At 48.0% G+C, this 17,629-nt stretch carries 16 protein-coding genes; 7 read left to right on the top strand and 9 right to left on the bottom strand.

Annotation, left to right across the window (positions count from 1 at the left end):
- Complete coding sequence (locus SPB21_RS29020; RefSeq protein WP_163660518.1) at window positions 1-2,313, bottom strand: pentapeptide repeat-containing protein; 2,313 nt, start codon at window positions 2,311-2,313, stop codon at window positions 1-3.
- 274 nt (window positions 2,314-2,587) lie between these two features.
- On the opposite strand from SPB21_RS29020, the gene SPB21_RS29015 reads away from it, so the two are divergent.
- A complete protein-coding gene (locus tag SPB21_RS29015) occupies window positions 2,588-2,986 on the top strand; it encodes a hypothetical protein (protein ID WP_006518083.1) in 399 nt (132 codons plus the stop codon).
- A 112-nt stretch (window positions 2,987-3,098) separates the two neighbouring features.
- Here the strand turns inward: SPB21_RS29015 and SPB21_RS29010 are convergent, their stop codons facing one another.
- The 5 genes from SPB21_RS29010 to petB form a co-directional block, all read right to left on the bottom strand.
- Window positions 3,099-3,536 carry a hypothetical protein gene (locus SPB21_RS29010; RefSeq protein ID WP_163660520.1) on the bottom strand — a complete coding sequence of 146 codons (438 nt, stop codon included), beginning with the start codon at window positions 3,534-3,536 and terminating at the stop codon, window positions 3,099-3,101.
- A 63-nt stretch (window positions 3,537-3,599) separates the two neighbouring features.
- Complete coding sequence (locus SPB21_RS29005; protein ID WP_499868451.1) at window positions 3,600-4,787, bottom strand: glycosyltransferase family 4 protein; 1,188 nt, start codon at window positions 4,785-4,787, stop codon at window positions 3,600-3,602.
- A gap of 122 nt (window positions 4,788-4,909) precedes the next feature.
- Entirely contained in the window at window positions 4,910-5,329 is a 420-nt protein-coding gene (locus SPB21_RS29000; protein WP_006518086.1) for an ATP-binding protein, read from the bottom strand.
- 187 nt (window positions 5,330-5,516) lie between these two features.
- Window positions 5,517-5,999: a cytochrome b6-f complex subunit IV gene (petD, locus tag SPB21_RS28995; protein WP_163660524.1), complete on the bottom strand. Its 483-nt coding sequence runs from the start codon at window positions 5,997-5,999 to the stop codon at window positions 5,517-5,519.
- 161 nt (window positions 6,000-6,160) lie between these two features.
- Window positions 6,161-6,829, bottom strand: coding sequence for a cytochrome b6 (gene petB, locus SPB21_RS28990; protein WP_163660526.1), 669 nt, complete (start codon window positions 6,827-6,829; stop codon window positions 6,161-6,163).
- A gap of 391 nt (window positions 6,830-7,220) precedes the next feature.
- On the opposite strand from petB, the gene ctpA reads away from it, so the two are divergent.
- Window positions 7,221-8,468 (top strand): carboxyl-terminal processing protease CtpA, encoded by a 1,248-nt coding sequence (ctpA, locus tag SPB21_RS28985; protein ID WP_163702222.1) that lies wholly within the window; start codon window positions 7,221-7,223, stop codon window positions 8,466-8,468.
- 4 nt (window positions 8,469-8,472) lie between these two features.
- A complete protein-coding gene (locus tag SPB21_RS28980; protein WP_499868448.1) occupies window positions 8,473-9,753 on the top strand; it encodes an HD domain-containing protein in 1,281 nt (426 codons plus the stop codon).
- A 107-nt stretch (window positions 9,754-9,860) separates the two neighbouring features.
- Here the strand turns inward: SPB21_RS28980 and SPB21_RS28975 are convergent, their stop codons facing one another.
- On the bottom strand, window positions 9,861-10,613 hold the full coding sequence (locus SPB21_RS28975; protein WP_163702218.1) for an MBL fold metallo-hydrolase: 753 nt from the start codon (window positions 10,611-10,613) through the stop codon (window positions 9,861-9,863).
- 164 nt (window positions 10,614-10,777) lie between these two features.
- On the opposite strand from SPB21_RS28975, the gene SPB21_RS28970 reads away from it, so the two are divergent.
- Window positions 10,778-12,142, top strand: a complete 1,365-nt coding sequence (locus SPB21_RS28970; protein ID WP_348917888.1) for a site-2 protease family protein — start codon at window positions 10,778-10,780, stop codon at window positions 12,140-12,142.
- Between the two features lie 184 nt (window positions 12,143-12,326).
- Window positions 12,327-12,806 (top strand): hypothetical protein, encoded by a 480-nt coding sequence (locus SPB21_RS28965; protein WP_163660536.1) that lies wholly within the window; start codon window positions 12,327-12,329, stop codon window positions 12,804-12,806.
- Between the two features lie 138 nt (window positions 12,807-12,944).
- Here the strand turns inward: SPB21_RS28965 and SPB21_RS28960 are convergent, their stop codons facing one another.
- Both SPB21_RS28960 and SPB21_RS28955 read right to left on the bottom strand, forming a co-directional pair.
- On the bottom strand, window positions 12,945-13,886 hold the full coding sequence (locus SPB21_RS28960; RefSeq protein WP_499868446.1) for a phosphodiester glycosidase family protein: 942 nt from the start codon (window positions 13,884-13,886) through the stop codon (window positions 12,945-12,947).
- Window positions 13,873-14,865: a glycosyltransferase gene (locus tag SPB21_RS28955; RefSeq protein WP_163660538.1), complete on the bottom strand. Its 993-nt coding sequence runs from the start codon at window positions 14,863-14,865 to the stop codon at window positions 13,873-13,875. Before SPB21_RS28955 ends, SPB21_RS28960 begins: the two co-directional genes overlap by 14 nt.
- A gap of 355 nt (window positions 14,866-15,220) precedes the next feature.
- Here SPB21_RS28955 and SPB21_RS28950 point away from each other — a divergent pair, with 355 nt between their 5' ends.
- Window positions 15,221-16,219, top strand: coding sequence for a glycosyltransferase family 2 protein (locus SPB21_RS28950; RefSeq protein ID WP_250564707.1), 999 nt, complete (start codon window positions 15,221-15,223; stop codon window positions 16,217-16,219).
- A 153-nt stretch (window positions 16,220-16,372) separates the two neighbouring features.
- A complete protein-coding gene (locus SPB21_RS28945; RefSeq protein ID WP_163660540.1) occupies window positions 16,373-17,596 on the top strand; it encodes a glycosyltransferase family 4 protein in 1,224 nt (407 codons plus the stop codon).
- Window positions 17,597-17,629: the final 33 nt, after the last annotated feature.

The raw sequence follows: 17,629 nt of genomic DNA, 5'->3' as shown, positions 1-17,629 counted from the left end.
CTACTCAGCAGCATCCATCAGCTTCTGACAGGACGGATGAATTCCTCCTTGCACACAAATGTAGTTTAACTGGCGCACATCAATGTTACGCACACGGCTAAAGTTAACTCCCTGTAGAGAGTTAGCTGTATTTAACTGAGCATTAGGCGTAATAAAACTACCTGTCACTCTAGTGCCATCATCAAAGATAGCTCCCGCTAAATCAGCATCCGCCAAATTCACACCCGTTAACCTGGCTTGTCTAAGATCGGCATCACGCAAATTAGCCTGGCGTAAATCAGCCCGTTCAAAATTTACACCATCTAGTTGGGCACCGTGAAAGTCAGCACTAACCAAATTAGCCTGCTCAAAATTAGCCCCAATTAAATTGGCACCCACCCAGTCTGATTGGGGCAATATTGCCTTGGTCCAACTGCTGTGGGCCGCTTCAAGACGATTAAGTCTTGCTCGACTTAAATCTGCACCATCCAACATACCCTGGGTCATATCAGCACCCACTAAATTGCTTCCCTGCCATTGACTATCAGGCGCATTCACATGCATCAGTTGGGCATTGGTTAATTGGGCACCTTCTAAATTGCCGTAAGCTAAATTGACATCCCTCAGATCAGCTCGCCTGAAATTGGCACTACTCAATTGAGCACCTTGCAAATTAGCATGTTCTAGCCGAGCACCACTCAGATTGATACCGCTTAAGTCGCTGATGATGTCATCGTAAGAATCAGCTTTACCATCAGGCCCTTCATCAAAGAAACTAGCTCTAGCTAAGTTTGCCTGGCTTAAATTTGCATTCTGCCAACTGGTACCTGCTGCTAACAGCCCAGGTTGAATCAGGCGAAACGAGCGCTCTGAATCATGATATTTTCCCAAGTTAACCCGGTCTAAACGAATACCGTCTAACTCATCGCTGTGCACAGTGAGTATTTTTGCGATCGCACCCTGCACCATATGACGCTGCTCCAATCGCAGCGACCGAGTCTCAGTGTCCAGCGACTGCTGAAGATCATTTTCCAGCACACGTCCCAGAGACAGCAAAGGAGGCAAACTCTCTAGACCTTGACTGATCAAGGCCTGCTGAACCGTCGCCAATGTTGTTGGCCGTGAGGTTTGACTCAATAGATCCGTTAAGTATTGAGCAGTACGGGGGTCATCTACCTGAGCCAACATTAAGATAGCCGCATCATAATCTGCACCCTCCGCTTGCGTTTTGTCCATCAGAGCCTGAGCTGTCTGTAAAAACGCGTCACTCTCAGCCTGAATCTGGGATGATTGCCCAACACGACCAACACTAAATCCAGCTAAACACGCCAGCACCATGCCACTTGACCACAGCCACCATGCCCTCTTACCTGATAACAATTGACTTGGCGGCAGCAGAACTAAGCTACCGCCACTCTGCTCAGAACGAGGGGGCAAAACAAGCGATGTTAAATCACCTGCATCCTCGGTCAGCCACCACTCATCATCATTCGCAGTCTCCCCATAAAGCTGAATCGCACTGTTGACCATGCCATTGCCTACAACGCCGTTATTTTCAATGCCATTGCTTTGCGAAGATGAGGTGTAATCACCCATGGGCAATGAATAGAGCAAGGATTCACCAGAAATCGGTAAATACCCAGCATGGGACTTTGTCACTCGGGTCTTAGCGACACGATCATGCCACGCCCGCTTATCAAGAGCTAAGGTTGTTCCACCTTCAGCCATGGCTAACAGAATAACGATGAATAGCATCCAGGGTGCCGCTGAAACCCCTGTTAACAGGGTGCCGCCAACAACAATCACCATCGGCAGCCCCCAACGCACCAGCTCACGTGTAACCACCTGTAGCAACGTGAGCGATCCACCCGTTATGGAAATCACCTGAATCCCCAACCATTGCTTAGGCCATGTGCGCCCAGTGAGACGTAGCTGCACCAACTGTCCCCCAGCCGTAATGACAGGGGCAATCAACGCAACAGTCCACAAAATATTTGTTAGCCGAGGTACCGTTCGATGCAAGCGGTGTGGTGGTATTTGAGCAATCCAGGCCCATCCCTGCTGAGCATGTTTGACCAAAAGATTTAGCTCAACCCGCAAAGCGCCTGAGTCAGCAGCAGGCGGCATAAAAGATTCTTCAACACTGCCTTCGATAGGAAGCATGTTGCGATCCATCAGGACATAATGCCCTGCCCCCCAAGGCACTAAGGCACTCATGGCGACCAAGCTCACCTCTAGACTCCAAGCCACTAAGCGCCTGCCGACCAATGTCGCTGACCGCAGTTTTGGGACAAGCACAATTGAGTTCTGAGCCTTCATGGTTTGCTGAGTCATCTAGCAATCTGGATGTATCTAATACTTTGAGGTGAGCGTTCTAAGCCAATTACGCCAGACCTGGCAACTGTCACCATTGAATGAATCGTACGACTTATATAATACAAGCCATACAACAATTCCACTTTGTTAACTATTGGCAAACTGGCACATATGCAATAACGTTAGCTATATCTCACCACTAGTATTGAGATATACATTCCTCAGGAGTGTGATTCAGTTAAAGACCTAGTGTTCTCGTAAGGCTACCCCATAAGTTGCCGAGGTGCTATCGATGAAAAACATTGCCACAAAAAACATAGCTTCTTTGCTCATTGCTGCCACTGTGGTTGCTGCACCCACCGCTGCTGTTTATGGTCAATCAGCAACGGAAATCACCGGCACTAGCGGTGGTAACCAATCATCCACAGATTGCGGCTTTATTCCCGCTCAACCTGATCATTCTTTCAACATCACCGAGTCAGCTGCTTCAGTATCCATTGAAGTATCTGGTGACAATGATTACACATTGCTCATGGTGGGTCCCGACGACTCACGGGAGTGCATCCTAGCCCACGATTTTGATGGCGGTGCAATCAAATCTCGCGGACTATATAAGACCGGTAATTACCGTCTGTATGTCGGCGATCTCGATGGTAATGGTGCTCCGTTTACGATGACCGTTCAGCGATAACTTCCCATCGTCGCAAATATTATGTCTATGACCATGGCCCGCTGATAGATTTCCATCAGTGGGCCATTACATGTTTGGCTGGAGATCCTAGACATTTATTATTGCCTATTGATTATGGATCCGCAGGTGGCAAAATCTCTACATCCACAGTTTTGACGCTGTCTGTAGAGTCATTATCAGCATTGGCGGCATCAACATTAATCACATCAACATCAATCGTACCCTCAGGGGTCATCCTGGAAAAAGCACCATTACTGACCTGTAGCTGTACACCGCAACTCGGACAGGAAAGTGGCATTTTGTTAAACCCAGTCAACGGTTGAGAACAGGATGGACATGCTCCTTCCACTAAATTACGTCGTAGCCAGAACTGAACACCCACCACCAAAACAATAGGTACCAGAATCAGCAGCAAGAGCAGAACGAGCAAAGACTTGAATAACCAGCCAACACCAACAGTTGTGATCAGTGCCAAACCAGCCGCAAACATTAACCAACATCCAATGCCAGAAAAGTTGAGCTGTAACTGTCTAAAACCGTTGGGAGCCATATTGCCGCCTCCTATGGTGCTGGGATCTATATTCTATAGTGTCTACCCCTTTGCATTGGCTGATTAGTTTGTCGGGATACTGCTACTTGATTGATTGAGGTCTTTGACGTTGGGCTTAGGATCACCCTCTAAAAGATGCTGTAGCTGCTGAATCAACGCCGTCTTGCTAAACTGTGCTAACGTTTGTTCCCGCAACCAAGGACCGTCGCAACGACGATCATCTCCTTGTAACGCTTCTATACAAGCAACTGCTACAGCATCAGGATCGCGATGGGGGACACGCCATCCTAAACGACCATCTTGCAGGGGATCAGCAGAACCGTCATCATCACCAGAAATAACTGGAATACCACAGGCCATGGCTTCTAGATAAACAATGCCAAACCCTTCTTGGGAGGGCATAACATAGACGTCTGCCAGGCGATAGTGCTCCACTAGCTCCTCATTAGGAACAAAGCCTGCAAAGACAACTCGATCCGCCACCCCTAAATCGTTTGCTAGCTGAGCTAACCGAGGCTGATCATCACCACGACCAATCACTAAATATTTCACATTCGGATAGACGTTTGCGATCGCAGGCAGTGCCCGTATCGTCACATCCACTCCCTTATAGGGATCACCTCGCCAAAGTCGAGCTACTGTCATTAACACTCGTGTATCGTCCAACCCATAACGCTGCTGTAGTTGAAAGGATGCGATCGCTGGTGTAAAACCTTGACCATCCACTGTACAAGGGAGTATCTCAATGCGCTCAGCTTCTAGGTTATTGGCCTTACAGGCCAAGTCTCGACTATACCGGCTGATTGTCCAAATATGATCGGCCGCTCGCAAAGCATTCCCTTCAGCTAGCCCAAGAGGAAACCAAACTTCTTTTCCATAGGTGAGCACTGTATAAGGCACCCTGGCTAACCAAGCCAACTGACGCGTCATCACTGCCAAGTTAATATGTCCACAAAATAGACGTCGTGGACGCTTAAGTAACAGATGCAGCCCTAAAGCCAACGTAAACCGAATCCGATCGAACATCGGATGCCCTGACTGAAAGCAATGAACTTTAAAGCGCGATGAAAATTCAGAGGGAATACTATTGCGACGATCACGCAACAAAAAAATATCCGCTGTCGCAGGTGAATTAGAGGCTAAATACGCCGTTAAGATATCTTTGATATACGACTGAATTCCACCTTCACAACCAAATACTTCTATAAAAACGAATGTATCTTTTGCCCATATCCTGCGAGCTAATTGCATGTGCAAAGCTCCATTTTTATATATTACTTAGAACACCCATCACCTAATGATGAGACAACAAAATAGCTTCAGATGAGTGAATTCCTCAGCAAATTTAATGAGTTATTTAAAAGCTTTAAACCTTACGAAGGCGTTGAACATTTAACAATTCGGAGGCAATTACGCCCTAAATCATTACGCTCGTAGTTTACATCGGCCAATCGCCGCATCAAAAACCAACCATAGCCACCTACCGTGAGTGTCCCCGGTTTTCGTTCTGGCAATTTATCGGGGTCAAACGGTTGACCCATATCCCATACTTGGACTTCTAATTTTTCTTGCCAGAGAAATAAATCTATTTCAATAGGTGTATCCGCAGGTAAGCCCTTGTGTGCATGCCTAACGGCATTGGTAAAACCTTCCGCCAAGGCCAAATTTACTTGATCAAAAACAGCCTCAAGCCATGGCAGTTGTGACGCAGAACAAAAACGATCAAACCACTGCTGAACTTGAGTTAGGTCTTCTAGCTTACTTTGAACTATCAACTGATCTTGCTTTAACATGTCCGACTAACCGGCACGTTCGCACCAATAGTTTGCCCGAAATCAACTAAAAAATCGATAGATAAGCCTAGGAGAGTAGATGTCTTAGCTGTATCTTGACACATTAAAAAGCTTCTTGAAAATTCGCAAATACACAGCGAAAATTCAAGAAGCTAATGTTAATGACCTAAGACAGAGAAATCAACGCCTAGAACAAACCTAGAGTTAAAGACTTATCGATAGGTAGAGCTGCACCAATGCCTAACCAAAGAGTGGCTAGGGTACCAAACAAGAACACTGCTGTCGCAACCGGACGACGGAATGGATTCTGGAACTTATTAACGTTTTCAATGAAAGGAACAAGCATCAGACCAAGGGGAATCGCTGTTTGCAAAGCAATTCCTAGAAGCTTGTTAGGTACAATTCGTAGAATCTGGAATGCAGGATAGAGATACCACTCAGGAAGAATCTCAAGGGGTGTAGCGAAAGGATTAGCAGGCTCACCTACAAGAGCAGGATCTAAAACCGCTAAAGCTACGCAGCATGCAATGCTACCCAAGATTACTACGGGAAAAATGTATAGCAAATCATTGGGCCAAGCAGGTTCACCATAATAATTGTGACCCATACCCTGCTTCAGCTTCTCTCTAAGTTGAGGATCACTGAGGTCAGGCTTCTTAATCGTTGCCATAGCTCAAATCGTCTCCTAATTTACCTCTGAACAGAATGCGCAACTTGGTAGAAATAGCTTAACCCTGAATCAAGCTTGAGGCCACATTTGGCCAAGAACTCAAACATTTAGCCACAATCGGAGAGCAGCTAAGCGCTGACCAAGGTCAAGCTACTAATCCCTTACAAGGGACCAGAAATACCTTGCTTACGAATCATCAAAAAGTGAGTCAACATAAACACGGCCATCAGCCAAGGCAACACAAATGTGTGAAGGCTGTAGAAACGAGTCAGAGTTGACTGACCAACGCTCTCGCCACCGCGAATAAACTCAACCATCAAACCACCCACAACAGGAATTGCACTAGGTACACCAGATACGATCTTTACAGCCCAGTAACCAACCTGGTCCCAAGGCAAAGAATAACCTGTCACACCAAAGGAAACAGTGATAGTGGCCATGATGACACCAGTCACCCAAGTTAATTCACGGGGATTTTTGAAACCGCCAGTGAGGTAAACCCGAAAAACGTGGAGAATCATCATCAACACCATCATGCTGGCAGACCAGCGGTGGATGGAGCGAATCAACCAACCAAAACTAACATCAGTCATTAAGTACTGAACTGAATTAAACGCTTCTACTACAGTTGGCTTGTAGTAAAAGGTCATTGCGAAGCCAGTCGCAAACTGAATGATGAAGCAAACGAGGGTGATACCGCCAAGGCAATAGAAGATATTGACGTGAGGCGGTACATACTTACTGGAGATATCATCGGCGAGAGCCTGAATCTCAAGGCGCTCATTAAACCACTGGTAGGCCTTAGAGTCGGTGACTTGCTTAGTAAACATGAAGCGCGGATATAAAATTAGATCTATGCCGTTACTAAAAAATGTAACACAACCAACCTTTAGAAACCGCCTATCTTGAAACTTTCAAGCTATGTAGCGACCATCGACTAGCTGTTGTAACTGGCTCTAGACGAGGAAATGGGCAAAGATATTCTCTCGTTGCGACGGGCTCAAAAGCAAGTTGCATTTGCTTAGGGTTATTTACAAAACTTAATCATTTACCAGCGAACATACAGATGTCCATGAATTCCTGTCATGGAAGATGGGAGGAACACAGTATTCTGAGGAAGCCGCTATGCTGCTAAAAGGGACGATTAATGCTGCCCTAGGAGCTTAACAATAGAATTTCCTTTTCAGTTAAGCAACGGTATTGTTTGAGCTGTGGTGAAGAATGAGAAAAACTGGGCTGCTGCATGTAGTTCTTTTAAGAGGCATCTGTGCGATCTGTATCGCAATAGTTCTGAGTTTCGGGGTTGCGCCTCTACCAGCACTTGCTTTTACAGAGCAACAGAAGCTGGTTATGGAAGTTTGGCGCATCGTCAATCGGGCCTATTTAGATGAGACCTTTAACCATCAGAATTGGTGGTTTACCCGTGAGAAAGCTCTGAAGCGTCCAATTAATAACTGGGAAGATGCCTACAAAGAAGCGCAGTCGATGCTCCAGAAATTAGATGACCCTTACACCCGCTTCTTACCCCCTGAGCAATATCAAAGCTTACAGACCAATACCTCTGGAGAGCTATTGGGTGTCGGTTTACAGATCGCCAAGGACGATGAAAACCAGAACTTGCGCGTGATTGCTCCCATCGTTGGCTCTCCTGCTGAACGGGCGGGGTTATCACCGAGGGATGAAATTATTGCTATCAATGGCATATCAACCCAATCATTTTCCCTTGATGAGGCAGCCGCACGCATGCGGGGACCAGCGGGGACTATTGTCACCTTAAAGATTGAACGTTCTGGCGTTACATCCTTCGAGGTGAACCTAACTCGTGAGCGCATTAATCTGAATCCCGTTTTCTCAGAATTACGTTTTGAACAAGGCAATCAAGTTGGCTATATTCGTTTGGGACAGTTTAACGGTAATGCCGTTGAAGATATCCGAGCCGCAATCACCCGCCTAGAGCAGCAACAGGCTAATGGCTACATTCTGGACTTACGGAATAATCCAGGTGGTCTATTGCAAGCAGGTATTGATATTGCCAGACTCTGGTTGGATGAGGGCACAATTGTTTATACCGTTAACCGCCAAGGGATATTGGAAAGCTTTGAAGCTGGGGCTGGAGCTATGACTCAAAAACCGCTGATCTTACTGGTCAATGGAGGCACCGCCAGTGCCAGTGAAATCTTAGCGGGAGCGCTTCAAGATAATCATCGAGCCCTGTTAGTAGGGGAAACTACATTTGGCAAAGGTCTGATTCAGTCTTTATTTGATTTGAGCCATGGGTCTGGGCTAGCTGTGACGGTGGCAAAATATGAGACCCCTGACCATCACGATATTAATAAGCTAGGGATTACCCCCGACCGCACAGTGACTAACGAGCCGATCACCCCAGATCAAGTTGCCACAACCAAGGATGTTCAATATAAAGCGGCTGTTGAAACGTTAATGGAATCGATCATGCCATCCTTAACCTAAGACCGTGCCGCTCAAAACCCGTACGTATCATGATCCGCTCCATGGCGCTATCACTCTCGATAGGGCTGACCCGGTAGAAGCATTATTGATTGAGCTGATCGATACGTCACCTTTTCAGCGGCTGCGACGCATCCGGCAACTTGGGCCTGCTAGCCTCACATTTCACGGTGCAGAAAGTTCACGGTTCACCCATTCGCTGGGGGTTATGGCCATTGCCCGCCGTGCATTTGACCGACTGGCAGCTATCTATCCAGAGTTGATGGTTCATCGCGCAGCAGTTTTGTGCGCAGCGTTGCTCCATGATGTCGGCCATGGTCCGTTTAGTCATACGACGGAGGAAGTGTTTGGCGGTCACCATGAGCATTGGACGCGACGCATTCTGAAACAGGCTCCAGAGGTGCGTAGGCGCTTGGATGAGTTCTCACCCAAGTTACGTTGCGACATTGATGCAATTTATCAGCACCAGCATCCCGTACCTTGTGTGTGGCAGTTAGTGTCGAGTCAGTTGGATTGCGATCGCATCGACTACCTGATGCGTGACAGCTATTTTACGGGAGCGTCCTATGGCCAGCTAGATCTTGACCGCATCATTTTAGCTCTAGACTACGATCCAGCCAGTCAGCAGCTAATTGTGGTTAAAAAGGGTCTAGGGGCAATCGAACACTACCTGGTGGTGCGCTACTTTATGTACGCCCATATCTATAATCACCCCAAAAATTTAGTCGCCACTTGGGTTTTAGAGCAGACAATTAGGCGGGCTAAAGCCCTCCTAACCACAGGCACCCTGGAAGCAGACAACACTATGACTGCCTGGTTAAGCTGTGACGTTGATGAGCTGCCCCTAGAGCAGTATTTAGCCCAAGACGACTATGTGTTGTCCTACCACCTACAGCGTTGGCAAACCCACAAGGACCTGATCCTGGCCGACCTCTGTCAACAATTTGTGAATCGTCGACTGCCCAAAGCGACGGAAATTAGCCAATACACCTATGCACAACAGGCAGAAATATTATTGATAGCACGGCATCAGGTCTACGGTACCGTACCAGACCCTAAAATCTATTTGAGTCTGCACCACATCAGTAATCGAGGCTATACCCTTTATCAGCGGGGGATTAAACTGAAAACCGCTGAAGGATTGGTCGCTATTAGTCAGCTGTCGCCCCTGGTACAAACCCTAATTCAGCCTTGCCAACGCACCTGGTTACTGCATCCAGCAGATCTACCTGTGGATGACATTTTGGAGACGTTTAAACCGGTGATTGGGGGTAGTGGGGAGGAGTGATAGTTTTTAGTTCTGGGTTATTCGTTCACGGCCTGCATCTTGTTTTCCTTCATGGTGTTTACTGTGGTCTAACGACCATTCACTAAGGGATAGCAACCAAGAACTCACTAAAGTAGTACCTGACTCTTCGCCAATTCTTGCAAATCTAAACCAGCTAATTTGTTGTAGGCATCATCGATAAACTGCTTACCGCGAAGGAAACCAATATTAGCTCCTGGACAGATATAGCTCAGGGTTTGAGGGGTAAATTTATCTAGCAGTCGCTGCACATGCTTGAGCTGACGGGGCCAATGAAAGGTTTTGGAAACCCGGAGCGGGGTAGCACCGCCCTGGCGCGTTGGTAGGACATGACGCCCGCTAAACAGAATGCCACCTTGGTCTGCATTGTAAAGACATGCGGATCCGGGAGAATGACCGGGAGTCCAAAGGAGTTTATGACGAGGTGTCAGCGTTAGCTCGTGATGAAATGTGCGAGTTTCTATCTGGGGAAGTAGGTAAGCCTCTTGCTCCTGTAGGACAACATCACAGCCAAATTGAGATTGCCAATCACGGACATGGCTACTGCCGCCACGGTGAGTAATGACCAACCACTGTAGCCCCCCTTGCTCAGCAATAAAGTTCAAGTTTGTATCTGTCAAAGCGGGACAGTCCACTAGAATGTTGCTTCTTGCGACAGAGTTGCTGTCTGGCGTCGGCGCATACGTGATCAAATAAGCTGTACCCCCTAAGGTTTCACGGTTGGGTGGAAACGCGTAAACATTAGTATCCGCGCCAAATACCGACCGGGGTAGCTTTGTGTTCGATCGAGCTGTTTCGCTAGTTGTAGGGCTGTTGTCCAAGTTTATTGTTGAAGTAGACACCAAAAGCTCCCAAAAAAGCCATCATCTCTCACCCTAGGGCCCTGCCTGGTATGGTAATTCAGAGTCCTGGTAAGGGGGCGGATTGTGGGTTTATGACATTTGTACTGTTATCGATATTACTGGGAATCTTGACCTACTTGGTCATTCGTCGAGGCGTAGCGACTATGACACGCTCCCCAGTTTGGCTATTGTGGCTGATTATTATGACACCCATTTTAGCTCTGACAGCCTGGGTTCTAAAGCATGGCAGATATGCCCCACCTAATATTTTCATACTAGGCCTATTTATTGTTTGCCCCCTGATATACATGTGGGTAGTCCTATTGGGTCGACGTCCATCGGCACAGCGCCCATCAACACTACCGCCTCATCGACCAGCACCAGCACCGCCAATGCTCATGGAACGAGAGGAAGAAGAGCGTTTGAGGTCATGTTTTCCGTGGTCTATTTATTTTTTACAGAAGATTGAACATCGCCAACAGATGATGATCTGCCATGGGCGACTGAAAGCGACACCAGCCGTTGCCCATAGCACTGTGCAGCAAAATGTGCGATCGCAATTTGGCCATCAGTTCTTGGTGGTTTTGCAGGAAGAACGTAATGGTGATCCTGTCTTCACCCTGGTCCCTAATCGAGAACCCGCCAATTCATCAAAAGACAGCGGCTGGCGGCTCTCGATTCTACTGTTTATTTTGACCCTGGGCACCACCACATTGGCAGGGTTGCTGCTAGTGGGCGATCTATCTATTCCAGAGCTGCTATCGCAGCCAGCGCTGTTGGTTAAAGGCCTGGGCTATAGCCTCGCGGTGATGATGATTTTGGCCGTGCGAGAACTGGCCCACTATGCCATGGCTCGCCGTCACCATATTCCAGCTTCCGCACCATTCTTTATTCCAGTCCCCTATTTTCTCGGCACCATTGGCGCTTTTGTGCGGATCAAAGCACCCGCCCCCAACCGTCGCGCTCTATTTGACTTGGGCGTAGCAGGCCCGCTGGCTGGATTTCTAGTCAGCCTACCCATCGTAATTTGGGGGTTAGCCCACTCACAGATGGTCGAGTTAACCGAGGAATCAGGTCTGTTTAACTTTCAGTCCTTAGACCCAAAGGGTTCAATCTTGCTGGTGCTGCTGAGTAAGTTAGCGTTGGGTAGTGATTTTCAGATAGATACGGCTCTTTATCTGCATTCGGTTGCGATCGCAGGCTGTTTAGGCTTGGTATTAACGGCTCTCAACTTAATGCCTGTAGGCCAGTTAGATGGTGGCCACATTGTCCATGCCATGTATGGTCGCTGGAGTGGAGCTGCCATTGGCAACATTACTCGAATCTTGGTAGCCGCCATGGCATTTATCCAACCCGCCTACTTACTGTGGGCACTGCTACTCATATTTATGTCTAGCCGAGACGAACCAGCGCTTGACGATGTCAGCGAACTCAATGGCGTGCGCGATGCCTTAGGTCTCATAGCCATGGTGATTTTAGTACTGATTGTGCTGCCAATGCCTCAGACCATCAGTGAGCACCTCCTGTAAAGCTGATGCCAGCATGCAAATGAAGCCGTTAAAAAAAATTAGCTAATCCTAGCTTGCAGGAGAACACCACAGATTGGGGGCTTTCAACGTAAAGAACACTTATCCATAAGTTCATGATGGATTTCCGTACATCACGGCACTACGGCTGTAAACGTAACAAGTGCAATCAATTGACCCAGCCCCGATGCCATCATCTTCCCCAGCACCTAAACCGACAGCAAATTTTTTCACATCAGCTTTGCTGCTATTTGGCGGTAGCTTTGGCGGTACTCACCTAACCGCTTTGGTCGCTCCTTATTCTCAATGGAGTGGCGTTGTCGGTTTTCTCATGTTCCCAATTGCCTTTATGACCGGTATGCAGATGTGGCCTTGGATAGATCGTCGCGTAGAACGTATTCGTTCAATCCCAAATCGAGTTAGAAAGATCAAACCGATTGCATCTCGCCGCTCCAAGGGGATCATCGGCCCATGGAGTTTTGTCATTACATCTATAGCGACGTCTATTTTGTCCGGTCTAATTCTCACCCCACCCGCCATGCAAATTGTGGTTGACCCAGGGTACAGAGTATTGATTACTGCGGGAGCAATATACGGAATCATCTGCTGGATACTGATTCAACTCGGCTACCTACAGCAGGCTAATGTGTACCCCAAGGATTCATAATACAAATCCTGGCAATCCCCGATATTGCAGGGCAATCAGGGATGGTAAGGCAATCCCCGATTGCCCCTACGGGATGGCTTATTTCTAATCGAGTTTACTGGATTCGGATTGGGTATAGGGTATAGGTTCTTAGTCCAGTTAATTCTGGTCAGACCGGGGCAACAGCAGTACAGATTTAACCGGTCGCTGGATAGTTTGACCGTTTTGATCGAGACGTCCGTAATAGGTTTGAGCCAAACCATCAGCCGTCATCCCTGGCCATGCCACATGTAACGATGATGAGCTTCCCCCATCTAGATTCAACGCTTTCTCAACCTTCCAGATGGCCATAATATCGGCTAGCTCCGCTAAGGTCATCCCGCCACCTGGTTCTATCTGTGCCACCATCACCCAAACGACAGTGCCGTCTTGCTGGATACCAACGGCACTACGGGCATTACGCTGCTGAGTACCGATGGCATCACGCATTAATCGACCATCAGCATAGTCCGTAAATCCTTCGGCTTGAGCAGTATCCGGGAAAAGCTGTGGCCCTGCGCCAAGGGAGCTGTGCAACACGCAGGCTTTAGGAAGCGAGGCATTGTGGAACGTAATGTCATAGCGAATATCACCACCACAGTCATAGCGGCGAAACTCAGAGCGGTTAAGAATTTGCTCCATATAAATCGCCAGATCAGGGTTATCCATTAACCGTCGATTATTGCGAGGATCTGCAGCTAGAGTGCTGTCTACGGTAATGAAGGACGTGGTCTGAGCATTCTGAGGGTCAAAAAAACCACCATTGATCACAGCCCATGCTTCGGTGTCAGCGGCGAACGTTTCCACCGTTTTCAACTGCTCACTCACAGCCACCTCCACCGGATAGTCAGGTGGAATAGTCACCACATGGAAACGGGCTATGGGCGCATTATCATCAGGCCAGTTTTGTATGATGAGTTCGGGTTGCAAAATTGCTAAACGCTCTGATATCTGAGGGGGTGCGATCGGCGGTTCTTGCGGTGCCGCACACTGGGTCAGACTGCATAGCGACAGCACCATGGATAGCTTTAATCCTAACCCCTGTTTTTTATCCAGCTGCATTGCGAACACGCTCACTGTAATCATCAGGTCGCAGCTGTCGAAACCCTTGAAACGCTAGCTGACGCAGGCCTGCGGGAAGATAGGACAACACCTTACCCACCTTCGCCTTCATAGACAGGGGACCCTGGGCAGCCAGTTCTTGCATCAGCTGACGCCCACGTTGGGTTTCTCCTTTTTCGATCAGCCTCATGGCGAGAACTTGCTTAAGACCGTCGAGCTTAGACCGACGGATTATTTCTAATTTAGGACGATCAGTAAAGCGATAACTTTCTAAACAAAAAAGCTTAGCGGAGAGAAAATGAATATCCTGTTTCAAACTGGTTTGCCCCCCATGAAAACGGTATTCCATCAGTCGCTCAGGGATAAAGTAGCCGATTTTACCGATGGTCGCTAGCCGCACCAATAAGTCAAAGTCCTCGCAACCATCAGCCTCAAAGCGCATAAAGTCCACTTCACTGAGGCAATCTCGACGAAAAAGCGTAGATCCTACCTGCAAACTTTGGTGAACAAAGGTTTCTGTGAGTATGTCATCGATGATGGCCTCTGTCAGCCGATCTTTACCCCATTTAGCAGAGTTAGCTGCTGTTGCGACTTCGTCTCGCTGATTGCGGGCATTGATCACCCAGTGATCGGTACAGACAAAATCCACACTGGGCTGGCTTTCCATCACCGCAACCGTGCGTTCTAAAAAGGTGGGGGTGAGGGCATCATCATCATCAAATTTAATGAAATAGTCTCCTTGGGCCGCTTCATAACCTGAACGCATGTTACGACTGCGTTTGATATTTTGTGGATGGCGAATATAACGAATACGCGGGTCATTCCACTGAGCCACCACCTCAGCCGTATTATCGGAGGAGGCATCATCACAGATGATAAGCTCAAAGTCGCAATAGGTTTGATTCAGGACGCTGGTGACAGCATAGGGCAAGATTTTGGCCCGGTTGTAGGTGGGGATACAAACACTAACTTTAGACACGACGGTATAGGTTTGATATAGGAGTTACAGATAGCGATTGCTGATGTAGGGGATGAACCGGTTTAGACCCCTTGCTATTTGACGGTAGCTCACAACTCAAGCCCTCTCGAGGATCAGCAAGGCCATAGATATATTGGCTAGTTTACTGACCCGTGAGCCCACTTAATGTCAGTAAGGATTACATAAAGATGCTCTACACCTTATGTATTGGTTTGTGTGAACTGCCAGAATTGGTTCAGTTTATGGGCTCAGTTTATAAATAAGCAGTCCCAAAGGAACGAGCAGTCTATGTTAATTCTCGACACATTGGTGGCAAAACTACCTGTAGATGTCGCTATAGATTAGTTGAGAACCAATGCCCCAAGCTTTTATGGTTGCCAACGAAATACCTGCCCAACCCAGTCCATTTTTGCCAACGGTTTCAGTGATTGTGCCCATTTACAATGGCGAAACCGATTTACCAGGTTTGATTGAGTGTCTACTAGGACAAACCTATCCGGCAGATCGGGTGGAATATTTGTTGGTGGATAATGGTAGTTGCGATCGCACCCCCGATATTCTCAAAGACGCCGTCACCCAGGCAGAATCCATCGAAATCTCCCTCAGGCATCTCAGTGAGACTGAAATCCAAAGTGCCTACGCCGCCCGCAACACCGGCATCCGTGCAGCAACCGGGGAGATTTTAGCCTTTACCGATGCCGACTGTTATCCTGCGGCCACCTGGCTCGAAAACTTAGTGCAGGGATTTAAAGACAGCGCTGTTGGTCTTTGTGTCGGAGAAATCACGGCTCTACCTGGCAATACCTGGCTCGAACGCTACGCCGAGCGCAAGAACATCATGTCGCAGCAGGACACCCTCAACCACTCGTTTTGTCCCTATGGTCAAACAGCCAATATTGCTGTGCGAGCCTGTGCATTTGAAAAAATCGGATTATTTCGCCCGTATATGACCACTGGGGGGGACGCCGATATTTGCTGGCGACTACAGCGAGATGGAGGTTGGCAACTGCACTATGCCAAAACTGCTGTAGTACAGCATCATCACCGTACCACCCTGAAAGAGCTGCGCAAACAATGGTATCGCTATGGACGCTCTAATCGATACCTGAACCAGATCCACGGCATTAAGCTCACTCGTCCATTAATGGCCCACGAGGTCCGTTACTCCTTAGCTCGTTGGGTCGCCAAGGAACTTCCTGTAGGTTTAGTGAAACTAATTACAGGTAAAGCCGATCTGATCGACTTAGCCATGACTCCCATTGGTCTGTACTGCTTCCATGCTCGCACCCTAGGTCAGCGAGAGTCGAAACTGCCAGACAATGCTGAGGAAATTGCCTGGTTGAAAAGTGATTAGGTTATTAGTTCCTGATTATTAGTTCTTAGGTTTGAATTTTGAATGTTGGATCATTATTTGTCTTGATTTCCCTCAAGAAGGGACCGTCACGAGGACCTTATAACTTAATAACTTCAAAACTCAAAATTCCCCATTACTCAATCCCTAACCCCAATGCGTCTGCTCGTCCTTTCCCTTAACACCTTTCCCTATCCCCCCAGTCACGGTGCGGCTGAGGTTCGTACATTTAATTTACTCAGGCAAATTGGACCGCTACATGACATTACCCTAGTGGCCCATAAGACCCAGAATGCCACTGCAGAAAACATTCATACCTTGAAAACATGGGTCAAGGACATCAAACTATTTCCAGTGCCTGATAAAAAAGATCCTGGTCAGGATCGAAATCCGCTGAAGCAGGCTCTGCGTCTGGCTCAGTTTTTCATTACCGGCACACCGCCCAGCGTCACGTTTCGGTTTTCGCCAGAGGTTTACACTTGGGTGACGCAACAGGTGGAGGGCGGAGACTATGACGCCGTTGTTTGTGAGCATGGTGTCAATGAAATGTACGTGCACCCTAAGCTGCGTGAGCGGGTAAAGACGGTAGCGGATATCCATAGCTCTGTCTACGGCTGGGTGCTTGATCATTTGGAGGCAGGCGCATCGGAAAATACCCTACGCGATCGCTTGTATCTGCCCCTTTTGGCCCGTTATGAAAAACGGTACTGTGCAAAATTCACCCACCTGGTAGTCACCACACCGAACGATCGCAAACATATTCAAAGCTTGATACCAGACGCCAACATCAATATTGTTTCGACGGGTGTTGATCTAGAGACATCCCCCTATCGCTCCCATGACCCCGGTGGTCAATCTTTGATTTTTATCGGAGCAATGGATTCGTCTCACAATATCGACGCAGCCTGCTATTTTGCCCAGACAATTTTTCCCCTAGTGAGGCAGCGCTATCCTGAGGCCACGTTAAGTCTCGTGGGCACCCGGCCTGTCCCCGCCGTTAAAGAATTGGACAGTATCCCTGGTGTGACGGTCACGGGTCGGGTGCCGTCTATTACAGAATGTCTACAGCAGTCGACGGTCAGTGTAGTGCCGCTGCGGGCAGGCATCGGCATTAAAACCAAGACGCTGGAATCCATGGCCGTAGGGGTGCCGGTGGTGGGTAGCGATCGCGGTCTTGAGGGCATGGCAGTAGATGTTGAGGGGGTACCGCTACGAGCCCTGCGGGCCAACCAGCCAGAAGACTATGTAAAGGCCATCGGTCAATTATTTGAAGATGCTGCATTGCGTCAAACATTATCCGCGAATGCACGTCAGATGATTGAAGCTGAATTTAACTGGGAAAGCCTCGGGCAAAAATACGCACAAGTGCTATCCTCCTAGAGACTATTTGGTCTTGCTGCTCTGATGACAACA

The organism is Leptothoe sp. ISB3NOV94-8A, from assembly GCF_043421595.1.
GTDB lineage: Bacteria > Cyanobacteriota > Cyanobacteriia > Phormidesmidales > Phormidesmidaceae > Leptothoe > Leptothoe turfae.
This window is presented reverse-complemented; position numbering and strand designations above follow the sequence as displayed.

Coding starts and splice junctions, on each gene's coding strand:
- SPB21_RS29020 (WP_163660518.1), bottom strand. CDS start 2,313: ATGACTCAGCAAACCATGAAGGCTCAGAACTCAATTGTGCTTGTCCCA.
- SPB21_RS29015 (WP_006518083.1), top strand. CDS start 2,588: ATGAAAAACATTGCCACAAAAAACATAGCTTCTTTGCTCATTGCTGCC.
- SPB21_RS29010 (WP_163660520.1), bottom strand. CDS start 3,536: ATGGCTCCCAACGGTTTTAGACAGTTACAGCTCAACTTTTCTGGCATT.
- SPB21_RS29005 (WP_499868451.1), bottom strand. CDS start 4,787: ATGCAATTAGCTCGCAGGATATGGGCAAAAGATACATTCGTTTTTATA.
- SPB21_RS29000 (WP_006518086.1), bottom strand. CDS start 5,329: ATGTTAAAGCAAGATCAGTTGATAGTTCAAAGTAAGCTAGAAGACCTA.
- petD (WP_163660524.1), bottom strand. CDS start 5,999: ATGGCAACGATTAAGAAGCCTGACCTCAGTGATCCTCAACTTAGAGAG.
- petB (WP_163660526.1), bottom strand. CDS start 6,829: ATGTTTACTAAGCAAGTCACCGACTCTAAGGCCTACCAGTGGTTTAAT.
- ctpA (WP_163702222.1), top strand. CDS start 7,221: ATGAGAAAAACTGGGCTGCTGCATGTAGTTCTTTTAAGAGGCATCTGT.
- SPB21_RS28970 (WP_348917888.1), top strand. CDS start 10,778: ATGACACGCTCCCCAGTTTGGCTATTGTGGCTGATTATTATGACACCC.
- SPB21_RS28965 (WP_163660536.1), top strand. CDS start 12,327: ATGCCATCATCTTCCCCAGCACCTAAACCGACAGCAAATTTTTTCACA.
- SPB21_RS28960 (WP_499868446.1), bottom strand. CDS start 13,886: ATGCAGCTGGATAAAAAACAGGGGTTAGGATTAAAGCTATCCATGGTG.
- SPB21_RS28950 (WP_250564707.1), top strand. CDS start 15,221: ATGCCCCAAGCTTTTATGGTTGCCAACGAAATACCTGCCCAACCCAGT.
- SPB21_RS28945 (WP_163660540.1), top strand. CDS start 16,373: ATGCGTCTGCTCGTCCTTTCCCTTAACACCTTTCCCTATCCCCCCAGT.